Source organism: Streptomyces sp. MUM 2J (genome assembly GCF_022414535.1).
Classification (GTDB): Bacteria; Actinomycetota; Actinomycetes; order Streptomycetales; family Streptomycetaceae; genus Streptomyces.
The window spans coordinates 16,570-34,715 of record NZ_JADWYM010000025.1; the positions used below are offsets into that span (position 1 = coordinate 16,570).

Below are 18,146 nucleotides of genomic sequence, written 5' to 3' on the forward strand. Positions count from 1 at the left end.
CCGGTCACGCCGTCAGAGCCGTTCGAGTCCGTGCATGACCGCCTCGAGGAGGGACCGGTCCGGGAGCTGCTGGCGCACGATCGGGGCGCGCGCGTGCACGGTCTCGGCCGCCAGCATGTCGGTGAGGAGTACGGTCATCGCGCTGAACGGCAGCCGCAGGTACGCCGACAGCTCCGCCACCGAGAGCGGGTGGGCGCTCAGCCTCAGCACCGCCGTCTGCTCCGGCGTCGCGGACGACGGTGGATCGGCGCACGCCACGATCAGCGTGACCAGGTCGAGCGGAGCGCGGTCCCCGTCCGTGCCGGTGATGGTGTAGAGACGCTCCGGCTGCTTCTGCTCGCCCTCCTGTCCCTGACCGGCCGGCCGCGGCGGCTCGGGCTCACGCCGGTGCCTCTGGCGTTGCGGAGGCGTCATACGCTCTGCTCGTTACGGCGGGGCGGACTGGTCAGATGCGCACCGATCCGGACGACGAGGTCCCGCATGTAGTGGCTCATCAGGCCGGGCTCGCACACCATGTCGGACAGGACCGCGAGGTAGGCGTTGGCGCCGGCGGCCATCAGGTAGAAGTAGCCACCGTTGAGTTCGACGAGGACGAGCTTCATCTCACCATCGGTGGCCGGAATCTCCTCGGCGACCGCGGTGACCAGGCTCTGCAGCCCCGCGCAGGCGGCGGCGACGCGGTCGGCGGCGTCGGGGTCGCCGCCGTAGCGGGCGATACGCAGGCCGTCGGCGGACAGCACCACGATCATCTCGATGCCGGGAGCGCTGTTGTAGAGCTCCTTGAGCATCCAGTCGAAGTTCTGTCGCTGCTGGATCACGTGAGATCCCCCTCGTCGTCGGCCCCCGGGTGGGCCGGGTCGTTGATCAGGTAGGTGAACTTCTCGGGGTGACGCGTGAACTCGGTGGGGTCGGCGCCCTCCGGCAGGCCCTTCCTCAGGCCCTGCCAGAACGACTCGACCCACAGGCCGGGCGGGCGGTCGTCCTGCTGGGGCCCGGCCTCGGGCCCGGCCCCGTCACCGGGCCGGTGCTGGGACCAGATGGTCGGCCGGCCCTCGCGCTCGGCGCGCTCGATGGCGTACTGCTCGCTGATGCGCTGGCTGATGGGCGTCTTGACCTTGCTGCGGCGCTGTGGAAGCCCCTTCTCCGTCCACTCGGTGACGACCGGCACCTCGTCGTCGTCCAGGGACACGTCGTCCGGGACGCGCGGGTTGGTGGGGCGGCGCCGCTTGGGCGGACGCTTGGGGCCTTCGACGCCGTCGGTGTCGGCCGTCGGCAGGGAGGTCGCGCCGATGCCGTGGGCGTAACCGGGGGCAGGCTCGGAGGTGACCATCTCCCGCGGGACGACGAGGATCGCCCGGGTGCCGCCGTAGGCGGAGGGACGCAGCGAGATCTGCATGTTGAAAGCGGTGCACAGACGTCCGACGACGGCGAGGCCCAGTCGCGGGGCCTCGCTGACGGCTTGCAGGTCGATGGCGCGCTTGGCCTTCTCCAGCACGCCCTCCAGGCGCAGCCGGGCCTCCTCGGTGAGGCTGACGCCGGAGTCCTCGATCTCGATGGCGATGCCGGTCTGCACCTCGGTGGCGGTGACGTGCACCTTGGTGTGCGGCGGCGAGTAGCGGGTGGCGTTGTCGAGGAGTTCGGCGCAGGCGTGGATGACCGGCTCGACGGAGATGCCACGGATGTTGACCTTGGCGATGTTGTCGAGGGAGATGCGCGGGTACTCCAGGATGCGCGACATCGCGCCGCGCAGCACGCTGTACAGCGGTACGGGCAGCGGCCACTGGCGGCCCGGCCGGCCACCGCCGAGGACGGCCACGGAGTCGGCGAGCCGGCCGATCATCGCGGTGCCGTGGTCGACGCGCAGCAGGTCGTCGAAGACCTCCGGGTTGCGGCCGTGGTCCTCCTCCATCTCCCGGAGTTCCTTGGCCTGCTGGTGGACGATCGCCTGCACACGGCGGGCGACGCTGACGAAGGAGCGCTGCGAGGAGTCACGCAGGGCCTCCTCGTGGTCGACGATGCGCAGCAGCGTCTTGACCACTTCGAGCTGCGCCGGCGAAAGGGCGCGGAAGTGCGGGTCCTCCAGGGAGAGCTGACGCAGTACCTCCCTGGGCGAGTTCCCCTTGTGCATCCGGTCCAGGGCCTGGGGAAGGTGCTCCAGGGCGAGACGTTCGTTCTCCTCCTCGTGGGAGGCCACCCGCTGTTCCAGGTACGCCGTGCGGCGTGCGTGCTCCGCCTCGGCCGCCCGCAGCCGACGGCCGCGGCGCACCGCCTCGGCGGCCGTGGCGATGACCAGCAGCGTGGCGATACCGCCGCACAGGCCGACGGCGGTCCGGGCCGGCTGCGCCACCAGGGCAGCGGCTGCTCCGGTCGCTGCGGCCATCGCTATGGCGGGCAGCAACAGCACGCGCGCGTAAGGGAGTTCGCGGCGACCAGGAGGGGATTGGACTCTCACCATGTGGACCCTCTGGAGTCTTCGGAAGATTTGGGAACAAGTGCACGAATACATCTCAACTCGGTGCGCTGCGGGCGAGCTTAGTCCGACCGGATCATCGCCGGGTCACATTCGGGAAGCGCCTGAAATACCGCGCGCCGCAGGAGTACGCTCAGCCCCATTTGCACGCAGGGGCTTCATTCGCACACGCTCCGTGACGGCTGGAGGGTGTGCGAAAGGCCGGTCACCGGAAAGGGTGACCGGCCTCGTGAGGCGGGTCGGGAACCCGCATCCGCACGCCGACGGCGGGTCGGCGCCCGCCAGGACGCCGGCGGCGGGGATCAGCCCACCGACGAGTAGGCGACCACGCCCCGCAGCAGACCGTCGACCGCCTTGCGCGCGGCCTTCGGCACGGTCGACCCGTCGGACGCCGCCGCCTGGATCTGCCCGAGGACGTCGATGACCTGCTTGCACCAGCGCACGAAGTCACCGGCGGGCATCTCCGCCTCGCGCAGCACCTCGTCCAGGCCCTTCCCGGAGGCCCACGTGTAAGCGGCCCATGCGAAGCCGAGGTCGGGCTCGCGCTGGCCCACGCCCTCGGTCTGGTTGATGCGGAACTCCTCCTCCAGAGCGTCGAGTCGGCCCCAGATCCGCACCATCTCGCCGAGCGCCGCCTTCGCCCTGCCCGAGGGCAGCTTGGGCGCCATCGCGTCGTCGGCGACCCGCGCCTCGTACACCAGCGCCGAGACGCAGGCGGCGAGTTCGGCCGGGCCGAGCCCCTCCCAGACGCCGGCCCGCAGGCACTCGCTGGCCAGCAGATCGAGTTCGCCGTACAGCCGGGCGAGCCGTTTGCCGTGCTCGGTGACCTCGTCGCCGCGCAGGTAGTCGAGTTCGGTCAGCAACGCCACGATCCGGTCGAAGGTACGCGCGATGGTGTTCGTGCGGCCCTCGATCCGGCGCTCCAGCTGCCCGGTGTCGCGCAGCAGCCGGTGGTAGCGCTCGGCCCAGCGGGCGTGGTCCTCACGGTCGTTGCACCCGTGGCACGGGTGGGCGCGCAGGGCCCGGCGCAGACGGGCGATCTCCCGGTCGTCGGCCGCCTCGGCACGCCGCTTGCGGTGCCGCTCGGGCGCGATGTGCCCGGCCTTGGTCCGCAGCGCGGAGGCGAGATCGCGGCGGGACTGCGGCGAGCGCGGGTTGAACGACTTGGGGATCCGCATCCGCTCCAGCGGCTCCACGGGCACCGGGAAGTCCATCGAGGCGAGCCGCTTGACCTGACGCTCGGCGGTCAGGACCAGCGGGCGGGGCCCGTCGTGCTGGTCGAAGCCGCGGTGGCCGTTGGACCGGCCGGCCGGCAGGCCGGGGTCGAGCACCAGAGCCAGGCCGGCGTACTTGCCGGTGGGGACGTGGATGACGTCCCCGGGCTTGAGCCGCTCCAGCGCCACGGCCGCCTCGGCACGCCGCAGGGCGACCCCCTGCCGCGCCAGCTCGGTCTCGCGGTCCTTGAGCTCGCGGCGCAGCCGCGCGTACTCCTCGAAGTCGCCCAGGTGGCAGGTCATGGACTCCTTGTAGCCCGCCAGCCCCTCCTCGTTGCGCTGCACCTGCCGGGAGATGCCGACGACGGACCGGTCCGCCTGGAACTGGGCGAAGGAGGTCTCCAGCAACTCCCGCGAGCGGTGCCGGCCGAACTGCTCGACCAGGTTGACCGCCATGTTGTACGACGGCCTGAAGCTGGAGCGCAGCGGATACGTCCGTGTGCCGGCGAGGCCCGCGAGGTGCTCGGGGCTCATCCCGCGCTGCCACAGGACCACGGCATGGCCCTCGACGTCGATGCCGCGCCGGCCCGCGCGGCCGGTGAGCTGCGTGTACTCGCCGGGGGTGATGTCGGCGTGCTGCTCGCCGTTCCACTTGACCAGCTTCTCCAGCACCACCGAGCGGGCGGGCATGTTGATGCCGAGGGCGAGGGTCTCGGTGGCGAAGACGGCCTTCACCAGACCGCGGACGAACAGTTCCTCCACGACCTCCTTGAAGGTCGGCAGCATGCCCGCGTGGTGGGCGGCGATTCCCCGCTCCAGCCCCTCCAGCCACTCGTAGTAGCCGAGCACGTGCAGGTCCTCGGTGGGGATGCTGGCCGTGCGCTCTTCGACCAGGGCCCGGACCCGGTCCCGGGCGTCCTCGTCGTTCAGCCGGAGGCCCGCGTACAGGCACTGCTCGACGGCTGCCTGGCAGGCGGCGCGGCTGAAGATGAAGGTGATGGCGGGCAACAGTCCCTCGGCGTCCAGCCGCTCGATGACCTCGGGGCGGCTCGGCGTCCAGACGCGCGAGCGCTGGCGGCGCTCCCGCTCGCGGTCGGCGTCGCGCATCGCCCGGCCGCGTCTGCGGTCCTGGTAGGAGGGGCGGCTCGCCTCCGTGCGGGCCAGCCGGGTCAGGTCGGGGTTGACGGCCTTGCGGTGCCCCTCCCCCTCCTCGAACAGGTCGTACATCCGCCGCCCGGCGAGCACGTGCTGGAACAGCGGCACGGGCCGGTGCTCGGAGACGATCACCTCCGTGTCACCGCGGACGGTGTCCAGCCAGTCGCCGAACTCCTCGGCGTTGGAGACGGTCGCGGACAGCGACACGAGCGTGACGGACTCGGGGAGGTGGATGATCACTTCCTCCCAGACGGCGCCGCGGAAGCGGTCGGAGAGGTAGTGCACCTCGTCCATGACCACGTGGCCGAGGCCGAGCAGCGTCTGCGAGCCGGCGTAGAGCATGTTCCGCAGCACCTCGGTGGTCATCACGACCACCGGGGCACTTGAGTTCACGCTGTTGTCGCCGGTGAGGAGGCCGACCTTCTCGGTGCCGTAGCGACGGCAGAGGTCGGCGTACTTCTGGTTCGACAGCGCCTTGATCGGTGTCGTGTAGAAGCACTTCCTGCCCTGCTGCAGGGCCAGGTGGACGGCGAACTCACCCACGATCGTCTTGCCGGAGCCGGTGGGGGCGGCCACCAGCACGCCCTTTCCCGCCTCAAGTGCCTGGCAGGCCTCGATCTGGAAGGGGTCGAGGCCGAAGTCGTACATCTCGCGGAAGGACGCGAGCGCGGTGGCCTGCTCGGCAGCACGCCTGCGGGCTGCCGCGTACCGCTCGGCCGGTGAGAGGTCCTCTGTCATCGTGCTTTCGAGCGTACCGGGCTCCACTGACAACAGGACGATCATTATGCGGATCGGCCGCGCGAACGCCGACGGGGCGGGTGGCCGCCCACCCGCCCCGTTCCTTCGGCCGGTCCGGTTCCCCGCGAGGACCGCTACGTGACGTCGTCGTAGCCGTTGACGCGGTCCGTGCTCGTCTGCTCGGGCAGGGCACGGCTGGCGGTCACGGGCTCCGCCTCACCGACCTCCTCGGGCGTGAGGTCCAGCTCGGAGGCCTCGTCGTCGGCGGGGCCCATCTCCTCGCGCCTCGCCCGGCGCCGGTCGTTCATGAGGGAGAACCCGGTCGCGCAGAAGTACAGCAGCCAGATCGGGCCCGCCAGGGCCATCATGGTCAGCGGGTCGGTGCTCGGGGTGGCGACGGCGGCGAAGACCGTGATCGCCATGATCATCCCGCGCCACCAGCCGAGCATCCGCCGGCCGCTCAGCACCCCGGTCAGGTTCAGCATGACCAGCAGCAGCGGCAGCTCGAAGGAGAGGCCGAAGACCAGCACCATGCGGACGACGAGGTCGAGCAGGTCGTCCAGTGGCAGCAGGTTGTCGAGGTCGGCCGGGGAGAAGTCCAGCAGCACCCGCGACATGGTCGGCAGCGTCTTGTAGGCGAAGAACGCGCCGCCGAGGAAGAGCGGGACACCCGTGCCGACGAAGGCGTAGGCGTACTTGCGCTCGTGCTTGTGCAGCCCCGGGGCGACGAACGCCCACAGCTGGTAGAGCCAGACCGGCGAGGCGAAGACCACGCCGGCCATCAGGGACACCTTGAGGGCGAGCGTGAAGGGGGTGAGCAGACCGTTCAGGACGATGCGGGCGCAGGTCCCGCTGCGCTGCTGCGCCAGTTCGGCGAAGCTGGCCTTGCAGCCCACGGCGTCCAGGATCGGGTTCGTGAAGAACTCGACGATGTCCTTGTAGAAGAAGGCGGCGACGATCGTGACGACGACGATGGCCAGGACGGCCTTCGCGAGCCGGTTGCGGAGCTCACGAAGGTGCTCCGCGAGGGGCATCCGCCCCTCGGGATCCTTCTCCTTCTGGCGGGCAGGCTTCAGCAACCCACGTTCCCATCTCGTGCGGCGGGCCGGAGATCACCGGCCCTGCGTCAGCGCTTGGTCGTGTCCGTCGGCTCGTTGACCGGGCGCGAGCTCGTCACGTCGCCGGGGGCCGCCTGGATGGTGCGCTGCGCCGGGGGCTGTTCGCCGTCGGCGTCCGTGGACGGGGCGGAGGTGCCGCTGCTGCCGTCATCCTTCATCGCCTTGGCCTCGCTCTTGAGGATGCGCGCGGACTTGCCGAGGGAGCGGGCCATGTCCGGAAGCTTCTTCGCGCCGAACAGCAGGACGATGACGACGAGGATGAGAATGATCTCGGGGGCTCCGAGCCTTCCGAACATAAGTCTTTACCTTCTCACCGAGGCGGCTGGGTGGGTTGCTGTCGGACCGGCCGGACATATGTCCGATCAATCGTGCTCACAGCGATCGTAACGCCCAGGGGTAAACGAGAGGCAATCCCCGTGCGTACTCCCGGTCAGCGGAGCGGGCCTCGTTCTCCGCGCCGCGATCAGCAGCGTACCTGCCGCGACCCACCACACGGCAGGGCGAACCGACCCAAAGCGGCCGGGGCGGCTGGCGCGGGAACTCCGCCGCGCAGACTCACAGCGAGTCGGCGGCCCGGGCCGCGCTGACCGTCGCCCGCTCCAGATCCTCGGCCGCCCTGCTGATGCGGCGTGCGGAGTCGGTGACCTGCCTCCCGAGGCGCTGGGCCTCCAGGAAGACCTGCACCGCGAGCACCCCCAGAACGACGAGACCCACGAAACCCACGGCAACGGCGAACATCGGCCAGAACATGCCGTCGAGCCTAGACCCTCTCAGAGCGTCGAATGCAGCCGCAGGGTACGGACACCACCGCCGGTGAGCAGTTCCACGATCCGCTCCCCCGCGGGCTTGCGCACCGCCGCGCCGCACTCGGGGCAGGTGAAGGAGTAGAAGGTGGTCCTGCTGCTGGCGCCGATGGCCAGGCGCAAGGCACCGGCAGCGAGTTCGAAGCGCCCCCGGCAGTCGGGGCAGCCGGCTCTGAAGACCACCGGGGCCACACTGCGCATGCCCCCGAAAGCAGAGGCCACCGACATGCTCCGTCCACCCTGCGTCGCCGACTCGCTCACAGCCTCTGCTCCTCTGTCTCCGGTCGCCCCTCGTCCGGACCGTCCGCCCGCCCCGGGTGGGACACCCCCGTCCCGGGCGACCGGTCCACCTCCAGTCCGTCGTACGCGGCCAGCGCGTCGCGGGCGGCCTGCCGGGCGCTGCCCGCCAGCTCCGGCGGCGACACGATCCTGCCGTCCCGGCCCAGGCGCAGCGCCAGGCGTCTGAGCGAGGCCGGCTCGGGCGTACGCAGAGTGATACGCAGTCCGCCGTCGGAAAGCTCATCCGCGCTGTCGTGCGGGTAGTACTCGGCGACCCACCGGCCGCCCGGGCCGACCTCGACGACGACCTCCGGGTCCTCGGCGGCGGGCTGCACCAGTGCCTGGGACAGGTCGCGCGGCTCGATCTCCGGCGGGGCGGACGGCTCGTCCAGGATCTCGATCTCGGCGACCCGGTCGAGCCGGAAGGTGCGGCGCGCCTCGGAGCGGCGGCACCAGGCCTCCACATAGGTGTGGCCCACGCTGACCAGGCGGATGGGGTCGATCTCGCGCTCGGTTACCTCGTCACGGGCCGGGGAGTAGTAGCGGATCCACAGCCGGCGCCGCTCGGAGATCGCCCGGTCGACGTCGGCGAAGACCCCGCCCTCGGACTCGAAGGTCACCGACAGCCGGGAACTGGCCCCGGCGGCCTCCCCCGCCGCGGCCTCCACCTTGGCCGTCGCCCGCAGCAGTGCCTGCCGGTCGCCCTCGCGCAGGCCGGGAAGGGTCGCCACCGCACGGGCGGCCACCAGCAGCGCGGTGGCCTCGTCGGCGGCGAGGCGCAGCGGCTCGGCCGCCTCCGCCCCGAGTGCCGCGGGGTTGTGCCACCAGATGCGCTCCCCGTCGGTGTCGATGTCGAGCAGATCACCGCCCCGGAAGCTCGTACCGCACATGGGCAGCACGTCGAGGTCGGAGACCAGCTCGTCCTCGCTGATCCCGAAGGCGCGGGCCACGTCCTCGATGCGGGCCCCGGGCCGCTCCCTGAGATAGGTCACCAGGGAGAGCATCCGCCGGGTCTGGTCGATGGCGCTCGCGGGCCTGACCGGTTTGCCTGCCACTGTCCTGCTCCGCTCCCCCTCAGCCCTTCGCCACGGCCCGCAGCCGGTCCACGACGTCCGCCCGCAGCTCGGCGGGCCCCATCACCACCACGTCCGGTCCGAACTCCACCAGCCAGGCGTCCAGTCCGTGCCCGTACGGAATCTCCAACTCGTCCCAGCCGTTCCCGAGTTCCCGCACGGCGGTGGCCTTCGCCCGCAGGGGGTACCCCGCGCCCGTGCGCAGCCGGATCAGGGCGGAGCGGTCGGCGGTCTCCCCCGCCCAGCCCGCCACGGTCTCGCGCACGGTGACCACGTCGGGCACCGGAGCGCCGAACCGGCCGCCGCGGGAGCGGACCCGGCCGGTGATCCGGGACAGTCGGAAGACCCGCTCGGCGCCCCGGTCGCGGTCGAACCCGGCCAGGTACCAGTGGCCGCGCCAGCACTCCAGAGCCCACGGTTCGACATGCCGCTGCTCGGGGTGGGCGGCGTTGGCCTTGCGGTAGTCGAAGACGACCGGACGGCGGTCCCGGCAGGCCAGCATCAGCGGTTCGAAGGCCGCCTCGTGCACCGGGATGCGCGGCTCCAGCGCCCCGTGGGCCTCGTAGGGGTCGACGTCCTCGGGCAGCCCTGCCGCGCGCAGCTTCTGCAGGGCTCCGCTGGCCGCGCCCGCCAGGCGGGCCTGCTGCCACACCTTGGCGGCCAGGCCCAGGGCCGCGGCCTCCTCGGCGTCGAGGGTGATCGGGGGCAGCCGGTTGCTGTCGCGGCGGGCCAGGTAGCCGATCTCACCGTCCAGGCTCTCGACCGTCTCGATGACGAGGCCGAGCTCGCGCAGATCGTCCTTGTCCCGCTCGAACATGCGGTTGAAGGAGTCGTCCGAGCCCGTCGCACCCCTGTCCGGACCGGCGGCCGCGCCGCCGTGGGCGGGTCCGAAGGCCTCGACGTAGGCCTCGATGGACCCGCGCAGCTCGCGCTTGCTGAGCGGACGCCGTGTCCCGAGCAGACACAGTGCCAGGTTCATCAGCCGCTCGGCCTTGGCAATGGCCATCGACGCCCTTCGTCAATCCCCGTGGGTTCTCTCTGGTACGTGTGCACGACGACCGTACCGTCCCGCGTCGGCGCGGCAAAAGCCGAGGACCCACGCCCGAACAGGCATGGGCCCCGGGCGATCGGGTCCGGTCCGCGGCGGTCAGACGCCGAGCAGGTCCACGACGAAGATCAGCGTCTCGCCCGGCTTGATCGCCGGGGTCGGGCTCTGGTTGCCGTAGGCGAGGTGGGCCGGGATGGTCAGCTGGCGGCGGCCGCCGACCTTCATGCCCTGCACGCCCTGGTCCCAGCCCTTGATGACACGGCCCCCGCCGAGCGGGAAGCGGAAGGGGGTACCGCGGTTCCAGCTGGCGTCGAACTCCTCGCCCGTGCTGAAGGCGACACCCACATAGTGGACGGTGACGGTCTGGCCCGCCCGCGCCACCTCGCCGTCGCCCTCCCAGATGTCCTTGATCTCGAGGTCCGCCGGGGGCTCGCCGCCGGGGAAGTCGATCTCGGGCTTGTCGATGCTCACGTTTCTAGCTCCTGCTTGTCTGCGGTAGGGCAACGATCACAGTCTTACACCCCGGCGGGTCACATGGTCGCCAGGATGTCCACCGAGAAGACCATCGTGGAGTCCTTCTGAATGCCGCTGTTCGCCGGCGGGTTGTCGCCGTAGCCCAGGGACGGCGGGATGACGATCAACACGCGGCTGCCGACCTTCTTGCCGGTCAGCCCCTGCGCCCAGCCCTTGACCACCTGCTGCAGCGAGAAGGAGGCCAGCGCCTTGCGGCTGTACGTCGAGTCGAACTCCTTGCCGGTGTCCCACACCACGCCCTTGTACTGCACCAGCACCGAGGCGTCCGCCTTGACCTCGGGGCCGTCGCCCTCCAGGACGTAGGTCGACACGAGCTTCTTCGGCGGGTCGGCCTTGGGGATCTCGATGGAGGGGGCTGAGCCGTCGGTGTTGGTGCCCACCTTGGGCAGGGCGGCGTCGTCCTGCGCCACCTCGGAACCGTCGGCCGAGCTCTTGGCGTTGAAGGTGTCCTCCAGGTCGACGACGAACACCAGTGTGTCGGTGCCCTTGATGCCGGCCTGGGCGTTGCCCTGCGCGCCGTATCCCCAGGTGGGGGGCACCGAGAACTCGACGCGGCTGCCGGTCTTCCTCCCGGTGAGGGCGTAGCGCCAGCCGTCGATGATGGTGCCCTCGGCGAGCTGGATGACCAGCGGTGTCTTGCGGTCGTAGGAGTTGTCGAAGACCTTCGCGGTGGCCCAGATCTGGCCCAGGTAGTTCGCCTGGACGTAGTCGCCCTCGGCGACCGTGCGCCCGTTGCCCGCGATCACCGTCCTGACCGCCAGCTGGTCCGAGGGTTCCCCCGGGCCCTTGGCCACCGTCGGCTTCTCGCCGAACTTCACCCCCGCGGTGATCGCCGGAAGCGGTCCGTCCACGATCTTCGGCGGCGGCGCTGCGGACTCCGACGACGGAGAGGGCGCCGCGCTGTCGCTGGCCTTGCCCGAGTCGGACTTGTCGTCGCCGCACCCGGCGAGCGTGACCAGGGACGCCGGCACGGCGGCAAGGATGAGGGAGCGTCGGCGCACGGTGAGGCCTCGTAATCGGTCGATCGATCTTGCTGATGGCGTGCGCGCAACTCTACGGCGTGAGAAGGGCGCCGTACGAGGAACGTACGGCGCCCGTGTGGCGTTCCGGCGACGCACCGGAGCACACCGTCGTGGATCCGGCTTCGCTCACATTCCGGCGATCAGCTTCTCCACCCGGTCGTCCACCGAGCGGAACGGGTCCTTGCACAACACGGTCCGCTGCGCCTGGTCGTTGAGCTTCAGATGCACCCAGTCGACCGTGAAGTCACGGCGCTGCTCCTGGGCGCGGCGGATGAAGTCGCCGCGCAAACGCGCCCGAGTGGTCTGCGGGGGAACCGACTTGCCCTCGAAGATCTTCAAGTCGTTGCAGATCCGGGCTGCTTGCCCCTTCTTCTCCAGCAGGTAGTACAGGCCGCGACGGCGGTGGATGTCGTGGTAGGCGAGGTCTATCTGCGCCACGCGCGGATGCGACATCGTCATGTTGTGCTTGGCCCGGTACCGCTCGATGAGCTGGTACTTCATGACCCAGTCGATCTCGGTGGCGATGCGGTCGAGATCCTCGCCCTCGATCGCGTCCAGCGTGCGGCCCCACAGCTCCAGGACCTGCTCGACGGTGCCGGTGCGGATGCCTCGCCGCTCGCAGAAGTCCACGGCCTTCTCGTAGTACTCCCGCTGCACCTCCAGCGCCGAGGCCTCCCGACCGCTGGCCAGGCGTACCTTGCGCCGGCCGGTGGTGTCGTGGCTGACCTCGCGGATCGCCCGGATCGGGTTCTCCAGGGTGAGGTCGCGCATCACCGTACCCGCCTCGATCATGCGCAGCACCAGGTCGGTCGCGCCGACCTTGAGCAGCATCGTCGTCTCCGACATGTTCGAGTCGCCGACGATGACGTGCAGCCGGCGGTAGCGCTCGGCATCGGCGTGCGGCTCGTCGCGCGTGTTGATGATGGGCCGCGAGCGGGTCGTCGCCGAGGAGACGCCCTCCCAGATGTGCTCGGCCCGCTGGCTGACGCAGTAGACGGCGCCGCGCGGGGTCTGCAGGACCTTGCCCGCACCGCACAGCAGCTGCCGCGTCACCAGGAACGGGATGAGGATGTCCGCCAGCCGGGAGAACTCGCCGTGCCGGGCCACCAGGTAGTTCTCGTGGCAGCCGTAGGAGTTTCCCGCCGAGTCGGTGTTGTTCTTGAAGAGGTAGACGTCGCCCGCGATTCCCTCCTCGTGCAGGCGTCGTTCCGCGTCCACCAGCAGGCCTTCGAGAATGCGCTCGCCTGCCTTGTCGTGAGTGACCAGTTCGATCACGTTGTCACATTCGGGTGTCGCGTATTCCGGATGAGAGCCCACGTCGAGATAGAGGCGGGCACCGTTCCGCAGAAACACATTGCTGCTGCGGCCCCATGACACGACACGGCGGAAGAGGTACCGCGCCACCTCGTCAGGCGACAGACGGCGCTGTCCCCTGAACGTGCACGTGACGCCGTACTCGTTCTCCAGCCCGAAAATGCGGCGGTCCATGAGTGAACATTACGCCCGATCCCCTGAACTGAAACGAGGTTCGGCAGCACGATTTGGATCATTTTCCGATGAAGCCGCAACCACCGCGCCCCGCGCAGGAGCTGCGAGGACCCGTCCGGTGGCCGAAAGCACGAGCAGCGACACCGCGCCCGCGGCACCCGGAAGGACGAATCCCCACAGGGGACCACCCGTCTGGACGACCGGCCCCGCCAGCCCCGTTCCGGCCGAAGCGCCCACCGTGAACGTCGTCACCAGCCAGGAGAACGCCTCGGTGACCGTTCCGCTCGGCGCGTGCCGGTCGACGATGACGAAGGCGCACGCGATCGCCGGCGCCAGGAACACCCCCGCCAGCGCGGTCAGCGCCACCATGGCGGCCACGCCCGGCATCAGCGTCAGCGGCAGGTAACACACCGCCAGGAACGCCACCAGCACCCGCAGTCGCCGCTCCGGCGCGCCGGCCCACCGCCGCGCGCCGTACACGGTGCCGCCCGCCAGCGCGCCCAGGCCGAGGGCCGCCATCAGCCAGCCGTACACCGCGTCTCCGCCGTGCGCGTCGGCATAGGACACGGCGGCTACCGTGATGGAGCCGAGCGCGATGCCGACGAAGAGGAACGCCGCCAGCAGCGCCACCAGGCCGGGCGAGCGCAGCGCGCCCAGCCAGTGCGCCTCGCGCGGGGCCGACCGCCAGGCGCGCGAGGGCGGCGAGAGCACCACGCAGAGCGCACCGAGGACACCGACCGCGTTCAGGACGATCAGCGCGGCCTGCGCCGACCACAGCGAGACGCACAGTGTCACCAGCAGCGGCCCGACCGTGAACATGACCTCCTGCGCCACCGCGTCCATCGCGTACGCCGTGTGCACCTGTTCCTCGCGGCGCAGCACCGAGGGCCACAGCGCCCGCAGCCCGCCCTCCAGGGGCGGCGCGAACAGGCCGGCCGCGGCCACGGAGGCGTGGGCGAGCGGCAGCGGCTCCAGGCCGGACAGTGCGAACACCGTCGTCGCCAGGGCCGCGGCCACCGCCGCGGGCAGTTGCACGCGCGGCTGGCCGTACACGTCCACCAGGCGGCCCAGCAGCGGCTGCCCGACGGCGTTCGCCACGCCGTACACGGCCGCCAGGGCGCCCGCGAGGCTGTACGTGCCGCCCTCGGCCCGCACGAAGAGCACGACGGCGATGGCCGCGGTGGCGTTGGGCAGCCGGCCCACGAGCGTGCCCACCAGGAGCCGGGTGGCGTGTCTCGCTCGGAGGATCTCCAGGTACCCCGCGGCCATGATCCGCCCCTCCCGGCTCAAGTTGTACGTATAACGTCGCTCGTCATACGTACCATGTGCGCTGTTCACGAGTCCAGGCACCGGACGACCGGTCGGCCCGGACGACCTGGGAGCCGCCGGGCCGGACGCCCCAAGGGCCGGAACCCGGAACGGCGCCCGGACTTCCGGCCGCACCCCGGCCGGAAGACGACCAGCAGAGGAGCACGCCGACGGTGGCACCAGGCAGCACCCGCCCCACGAGCAGGGACGTCGCCCGGGCGGCCGGCGTCTCCCAGGCCGCCGTCTCGCTCGTCCTCGGCGGCAAATGGCGCGGCCGCGTCTCCGAGACCACGGCCCAGCGCGTCCGCGACGCCGCCCGGCGGCTCGGCTACCGGCCCAACCTCGCCGCCCGGAACCTCCGGCTGGGCCGCACCCGCACCGTCCTGCTCGTGGTTCCCGCCCTGACCACCGAGTTCTACGGCGGCGTCTACACCGGTGCCGCCCGCGTCGCCGCCGAACACGGCTTCGGGGTGGTCCTGTACCCCTCCCCCGAGGGGATCGGCCCCGCCCGGGACCCGTTCGCCTCCGCCCAGGCCGCCCTGGACGGCGTCATCGCCTCCTCCATGGCCGCCGACGCCCTCACCGCCCTCCGCGGCGACCAGCTCCCCCTCGTCATGCTCGACAGCGACCCCCGGGGCAGCCTCGGCGCCGCCACCGTGAACCTCGACATCACCGACGGCGCCCGCCAGATCGCCGACCACCTGCTCGGTCTCGGCCACCGGCACTTCCTGCACATCGCCGCCGACATCCCCTCCTGGACCTTCGAGGCACGGGCGCGCGAACTCGCCGCACGCGTGGCGGCGGTCGACGGCACCTCGCTCCGCACCGCCCGCACCCCCATGACCATCGACGGCGCCCTGGTGGCGGCCGAGGCCGCCCTGGCCGAGGCCGGCCCCCCGGCCACGGCCCTGGTCTGCGACGACGACAAACTGGCGGCCGGCGCCTACAAGGCACTGCGACGGCGGGGCCTGCGCATCCCCGACGACGTCTCCGTCACGGGCGTCGACGACATCTCCCTCGCCGCCGCCCTGGATCCCGAACTCACCACCGTCCGCCTGGACGCCGAGCTCTTCGGCGAACGCGGCATGCACGCCCTCCTGGCCGTCCTGGAGGGCCGCACACCCGAGTCCGGGGACATTCCCGTCGAACTCGTCGTACGGGGCTCCACGGCCCCGCCCAAGGCCTCCTGAAACGCCTGGTGCCCCGGCCGTCACCTCGGCCGGGGCACCAACACGGTGGAGCGGGGCACTACGCGTCGTCGTCGGCGCCGTCGTCCGCTCCGTCGTCGGCGCTCTCCGCCTCCGTCGCGGTACTGCCGGCCTCCAGCAGCCGCGAGAGCTGGCCCCCGACGATCCGCTTGAACTTGCGCTGCTGCGGGCGCGTGCGGTCCAGCACCGCCACCTCCAGGCGCTCCGCGGGGATCTCCCGCTGGCTGCCGTTGGTGTCCCGCGACAGCGCCCGCACGGCCAGCTGCAACGCCTCGGCCAGGCTCATGCCGTCACGGTGCTCGCGGTCCAGGTACGTGCTGATCTGCTCCGAGTTGCCGCCGACCGCGACCGAACCGTGCTCGTCGACGATCGAACCGTCGTGCGGCAGCCGGTAGATCTGGTCCCCCTCCGGGGTCTCGCCGACCTCGGCGACCACCAGTTCCACCTCGTAGGGCTTCTCCGCCGCCGACGAGAAGATCGTGCCCAGCGTCTGGGCGTACACGTTGGCCAGGCCGCGCGCGGTCACGTCGTCCCGGTCGTAGGTGTAACCACGCAGGTCGGCGTAGCGGACCCCGCCGATCCGCAGGTTCTCGTACTCGTTGTACTTGCCGGCCGCGGCGAATCCGATCCGGTCGTAGATCTCGCTGAACTTGTGCAGCGCGCGGGACGGGTTCTCGCCGACGAACACGATCCCGTCGGCGTACTGCATGACGACCAGGCTGCGACCGCGCGCGATGCCCTTGCGGGCGTACTCCGCGCGGTCCGCCATCGCCTGCTGGGGGGAGACATAGAACGGCGTCGACACCGGTTATCGGTCCCTTTCTGTGGAAGTCACTGGATCACCTCGGACACGATCCCGGCGGGCGTCAGAGCAGCGCGGCCCGCGGGCCGTCGGGCCGCTCCAGCCGCCCCTGCAGCACCGCGCGGGCGATCTCGGAGGACTCCTCCTCCGTGAGCCGGCGGAAACCGTCCTCGGTGATCACGGTGACGATCGGGTAGATCCGGCGGGCGACATCGGGACCACCCGTCGCCGAGTCGTCGTCTGCCGCGTCGTACAGCGCCTGGACCACCAGTGTCGTGGCGTCGGACTCGGTCAGGTCGTCCCGGAAGAGCTTCTTCATCGCACCGCGCGCGAAGACCGAACCCGATCCGGTCGCCGCGAAGCCGCGCTCCTCGGTGCGGCCGCCCGTCACGTCGTACGAGAAGATGCGGCCCTTGTCGCGGTCGACGTCGTACCCGGCGAACAGGGGCACCACGGCCAGACCCTGCATCGCCATGCCCAGGTTGGAGCGGATCATCGTCGACAGCCGGTTCGCCTTGCCCTCCAGCGACAGCTGGGCCCCCTCGACCTTCTCGAAGTGCTCCAGCTCCAGCTGGAAGAGCCTGACCATCTCCACGGCCAGACCGGCGGTGCCGGCGATGCCGACGGCCGAGTACTCGTCGGCCGGGAACACCTTCTCGATGTCCCGCTGCGCGATGACGTTGCCCATCGTGGCCCTGCGGTCACCGGCGAGAACCACGCCGCCCGGGAACGTCACGGCCACGATCGTCGTGCCGTGCGGCGCCTCCAGCACCCCCTGGGTGGGGGGGAGCTGCCGCTTACCCGGCAGCAGCTCGGGCTGGTGCCCGGACAGGAAGTCCATGAAGGAGGAGGATCCTGGCGTCAGGAAGGCAGCTGGCAGACGCCCGGTGCTACGAGTGTTGGCTTCCACGCGTTTCCTTCCACGTATGCAGCAGCCCGCCCTGCGGCGCCGGGCTGATCCTTGAACTGCCCCAGTGCGGCGTTGCAGCTGAAGCACGTACGCCACGGACCCTACCCGTCTCGTGGCAGTGATCCACCTGTGCGGGCAGAGCCGGCGAACATATGCGGCAGACGCCGCCTCGGGCTGCGATCGGCCGGTCGCGTTCGCTCTCCGCGATGCCGTACTGCCGCTTCGGACGCGCCTGCCGCCCCCGGATCGCACGACGCACTGTGCGGCGCGTCGTCAACCCGTCGGAGGCGGACGCGTTGCGGTGCCACACCCGGTGCGGCCCGGCCTCACCGCCCGTCCGGCAGGACTCGCGCCCGGCCGGCACCGCCGCCTTCTCCCGAGCCGGCCTGACCAAGGCCTCCCGGGGCCGCCGGTCGTGCGCGGCGCCGTGCTCGGCCACGCACTCCCGGCAACGCGGCTGCGGGCCGTCCCGCCGGTTCCGGTACCTCGCGAACGCCTCGAGAGGCAGATCCCGCACGAACCCCTTGCAGTGCGTGGCGCTCGGGCCGCCGACCAACTTCGCCCCCCGCATTCTTCGATTCGACGGCCACGACCCTCAGATGACGCCTACTGGCCACCCTTTTGCACGAAGCTCCGCACGAAATCCTCTGCGTTCTCCTCGAGTACGTCGTCGATCTCGTCGAGGACGGAGTCCACGTCGTCGCTCAGCTTCTCGTGGCGCTCCTTGAGGTCCTCCGAGGCCTGCGCGTCCTGCGCCTGCTCCGTGGCCTCCTCGGTGGAGCGCGTGGCCTTCTGCTGGCCGCCGCCGGTGTCCTTGGTCGCCATATCCCTCACCCCGCTCTTTCGCCCGACATGGGTCGGCAGGTCGGCATTCCTGCCGATCGGTGATGATCAGACCCTACTCGCCAGGCCCGACATCGGCCCCGCAGTTTGCCCAACGTGCGGGGATCACCTCGATGATTCCCGGCCGGGGCGC

General features: G+C 71.1%; 19 protein-coding genes. 1 reads left to right on the plus strand and 18 read right to left on the minus strand.

Going from position 1 to position 18,146, the window contains the following annotated elements; translation table 11 throughout:
* Positions 1-12 precede the first annotated feature (12 nt).
* From I3F54_RS20245 to I3F54_RS20310, 14 genes are all read right to left on the minus strand, one after another.
* Positions 13-414 carry a DUF742 domain-containing protein gene (locus tag I3F54_RS20245; RefSeq protein ID WP_240120239.1) on the minus strand — a complete coding sequence of 134 codons (402 nt, stop codon included), beginning with the start codon at positions 412-414 and terminating at the stop codon, positions 13-15.
* Positions 411-818, minus strand: a complete 408-nt coding sequence (locus I3F54_RS20250) for a roadblock/LC7 domain-containing protein (RefSeq protein WP_240120240.1) — start codon at positions 816-818, stop codon at positions 411-413. The genes I3F54_RS20245 and I3F54_RS20250 overlap by 4 nt, the downstream gene beginning before the upstream one ends.
* On the minus strand, positions 815-2,455 hold the full coding sequence (locus tag I3F54_RS20255; RefSeq protein ID WP_240120241.1) for a sensor histidine kinase KdpD: 1,641 nt from the start codon (positions 2,453-2,455) through the stop codon (positions 815-817). The genes I3F54_RS20250 and I3F54_RS20255 overlap by 4 nt, the downstream gene beginning before the upstream one ends.
* 317 nt (positions 2,456-2,772) lie before the next feature.
* Entirely contained in the window at positions 2,773-5,622 is a 2,850-nt protein-coding gene (locus I3F54_RS20260) for an RNA helicase (protein ID WP_240120242.1), read from the minus strand.
* An 89-nt stretch (positions 5,623-5,711) separates the two neighbouring features.
* Positions 5,712-6,656 (minus strand): twin-arginine translocase subunit TatC, encoded by a 945-nt coding sequence (tatC, locus tag I3F54_RS20265; protein ID WP_240120243.1) that lies wholly within the window; start codon positions 6,654-6,656, stop codon positions 5,712-5,714.
* Between the two features lie 47 nt (positions 6,657-6,703).
* Positions 6,704-6,991 (minus strand): Sec-independent protein translocase subunit TatA, encoded by a 288-nt coding sequence (gene tatA, locus I3F54_RS20270; RefSeq protein ID WP_240120244.1) that lies wholly within the window; start codon positions 6,989-6,991, stop codon positions 6,704-6,706.
* Between the two features lie 259 nt (positions 6,992-7,250).
* The gene (locus I3F54_RS20275) at positions 7,251-7,445 is read right to left on the minus strand and encodes a hypothetical protein (RefSeq protein ID WP_240120245.1); all 195 of its coding nucleotides are present in this window, start codon (positions 7,443-7,445) and stop codon (positions 7,251-7,253) included.
* 20 nt (positions 7,446-7,465) lie between these two features.
* A complete protein-coding gene (locus I3F54_RS20280) occupies positions 7,466-7,759 on the minus strand; it encodes a hypothetical protein (RefSeq protein ID WP_240120246.1) in 294 nt (97 codons plus the stop codon).
* The gene (locus I3F54_RS20285) at positions 7,756-8,832 is read right to left on the minus strand and encodes a YafY family protein (protein ID WP_240120247.1); all 1,077 of its coding nucleotides are present in this window, start codon (positions 8,830-8,832) and stop codon (positions 7,756-7,758) included. Before I3F54_RS20285 ends, I3F54_RS20280 begins: the two co-directional genes overlap by 4 nt.
* Positions 8,833-8,851: 19 nt before the next feature.
* Positions 8,852-9,856 carry a YafY family protein gene (locus I3F54_RS20290; protein ID WP_240120248.1) on the minus strand — a complete coding sequence of 335 codons (1,005 nt, stop codon included), beginning with the start codon at positions 9,854-9,856 and terminating at the stop codon, positions 8,852-8,854.
* 141 nt (positions 9,857-9,997) lie between these two features.
* Positions 9,998-10,369, minus strand: a complete 372-nt coding sequence (locus tag I3F54_RS20295) for an FKBP-type peptidyl-prolyl cis-trans isomerase (protein ID WP_240120249.1) — start codon at positions 10,367-10,369, stop codon at positions 9,998-10,000.
* A gap of 59 nt (positions 10,370-10,428) precedes the next feature.
* Positions 10,429-11,433: an FKBP-type peptidyl-prolyl cis-trans isomerase gene (locus tag I3F54_RS20300; RefSeq protein WP_240120250.1), complete on the minus strand. Its 1,005-nt coding sequence runs from the start codon at positions 11,431-11,433 to the stop codon at positions 10,429-10,431.
* A gap of 147 nt (positions 11,434-11,580) precedes the next feature.
* Positions 11,581-12,942 carry a Pup--protein ligase gene (gene pafA, locus I3F54_RS20305; protein ID WP_240120251.1) on the minus strand — a complete coding sequence of 454 codons (1,362 nt, stop codon included), beginning with the start codon at positions 12,940-12,942 and terminating at the stop codon, positions 11,581-11,583.
* Positions 12,943-12,951: 9 nt separating this feature from the next.
* Entirely contained in the window at positions 12,952-14,211 is a 1,260-nt protein-coding gene (locus I3F54_RS20310; RefSeq protein WP_240120252.1) for an MFS transporter, read from the minus strand.
* A gap of 212 nt (positions 14,212-14,423) precedes the next feature.
* On the opposite strand from I3F54_RS20310, the gene I3F54_RS20315 reads away from it, so the two are divergent.
* Positions 14,424-15,440 carry a LacI family DNA-binding transcriptional regulator gene (locus I3F54_RS20315; RefSeq protein ID WP_240120253.1) on the plus strand — a complete coding sequence of 339 codons (1,017 nt, stop codon included), beginning with the start codon at positions 14,424-14,426 and terminating at the stop codon, positions 15,438-15,440.
* 58 nt (positions 15,441-15,498) lie between these two features.
* On the opposite strand, the gene prcA is transcribed toward I3F54_RS20315, so the two are convergent.
* The 4 genes from prcA to I3F54_RS20335 form a co-directional block, all read right to left on the minus strand.
* Positions 15,499-16,263: a proteasome subunit alpha gene (gene prcA, locus I3F54_RS20320; RefSeq protein ID WP_240120254.1), complete on the minus strand. Its 765-nt coding sequence runs from the start codon at positions 16,261-16,263 to the stop codon at positions 15,499-15,501.
* Between the two features lie 61 nt (positions 16,264-16,324).
* Positions 16,325-17,170 (minus strand): proteasome subunit beta, encoded by an 846-nt coding sequence (gene prcB / locus I3F54_RS20325; protein WP_240120255.1) that lies wholly within the window; start codon positions 17,168-17,170, stop codon positions 16,325-16,327.
* Positions 17,151-17,741 carry an endonuclease domain-containing protein gene (locus I3F54_RS20330; protein ID WP_308373718.1) on the minus strand — a complete coding sequence of 197 codons (591 nt, stop codon included), beginning with the start codon at positions 17,739-17,741 and terminating at the stop codon, positions 17,151-17,153. Before I3F54_RS20330 ends, prcB begins: the two co-directional genes overlap by 20 nt.
* 35 nt (positions 17,742-17,776) lie before the next feature.
* The gene (locus I3F54_RS20335; RefSeq protein ID WP_240120256.1) at positions 17,777-17,995 is read right to left on the minus strand and encodes a ubiquitin-like protein Pup; all 219 of its coding nucleotides are present in this window, start codon (positions 17,993-17,995) and stop codon (positions 17,777-17,779) included.
* Between the last annotated feature and the right edge of the window lie 151 nt (positions 17,996-18,146).

Bases quoted from the DNA above. Each gene is read 5' to 3' on its own strand.
- I3F54_RS20330 (WP_308373718.1), bottom strand. From the start codon at position 17,741: ATGCGGGGGGCGAAGTTGGTCGGCGGCCCGAGCGCCACGCACTGCAAG.
- pafA (WP_240120251.1), bottom strand. From the start codon at position 12,942: ATGGACCGCCGCATTTTCGGGCTGGAGAACGAGTACGGCGTCACGTGC.
- I3F54_RS20245 (WP_240120239.1), bottom strand. From the start codon at position 414: ATGACGCCTCCGCAACGCCAGAGGCACCGGCGTGAGCCCGAGCCGCCG.
- I3F54_RS20310 (WP_240120252.1), bottom strand. From the start codon at position 14,211: ATGGCCGCGGGGTACCTGGAGATCCTCCGAGCGAGACACGCCACCCGG.
- I3F54_RS20260 (WP_240120242.1), bottom strand. From the start codon at position 5,622: ATGATCGTCCTGTTGTCAGTGGAGCCCGGTACGCTCGAAAGCACGATG.
- I3F54_RS20290 (WP_240120248.1), bottom strand. From the start codon at position 9,856: ATGGCCATTGCCAAGGCCGAGCGGCTGATGAACCTGGCACTGTGTCTG.
- I3F54_RS20275 (WP_240120245.1), bottom strand. From the start codon at position 7,445: ATGTTCTGGCCGATGTTCGCCGTTGCCGTGGGTTTCGTGGGTCTCGTC.
- tatA (WP_240120244.1), bottom strand. From the start codon at position 6,991: ATGTTCGGAAGGCTCGGAGCCCCCGAGATCATTCTCATCCTCGTCGTC.
- I3F54_RS20255 (WP_240120241.1), bottom strand. From the start codon at position 2,455: ATGGTGAGAGTCCAATCCCCTCCTGGTCGCCGCGAACTCCCTTACGCG.
- I3F54_RS20335 (WP_240120256.1), bottom strand. From the start codon at position 17,995: ATGGCGACCAAGGACACCGGCGGCGGCCAGCAGAAGGCCACGCGCTCC.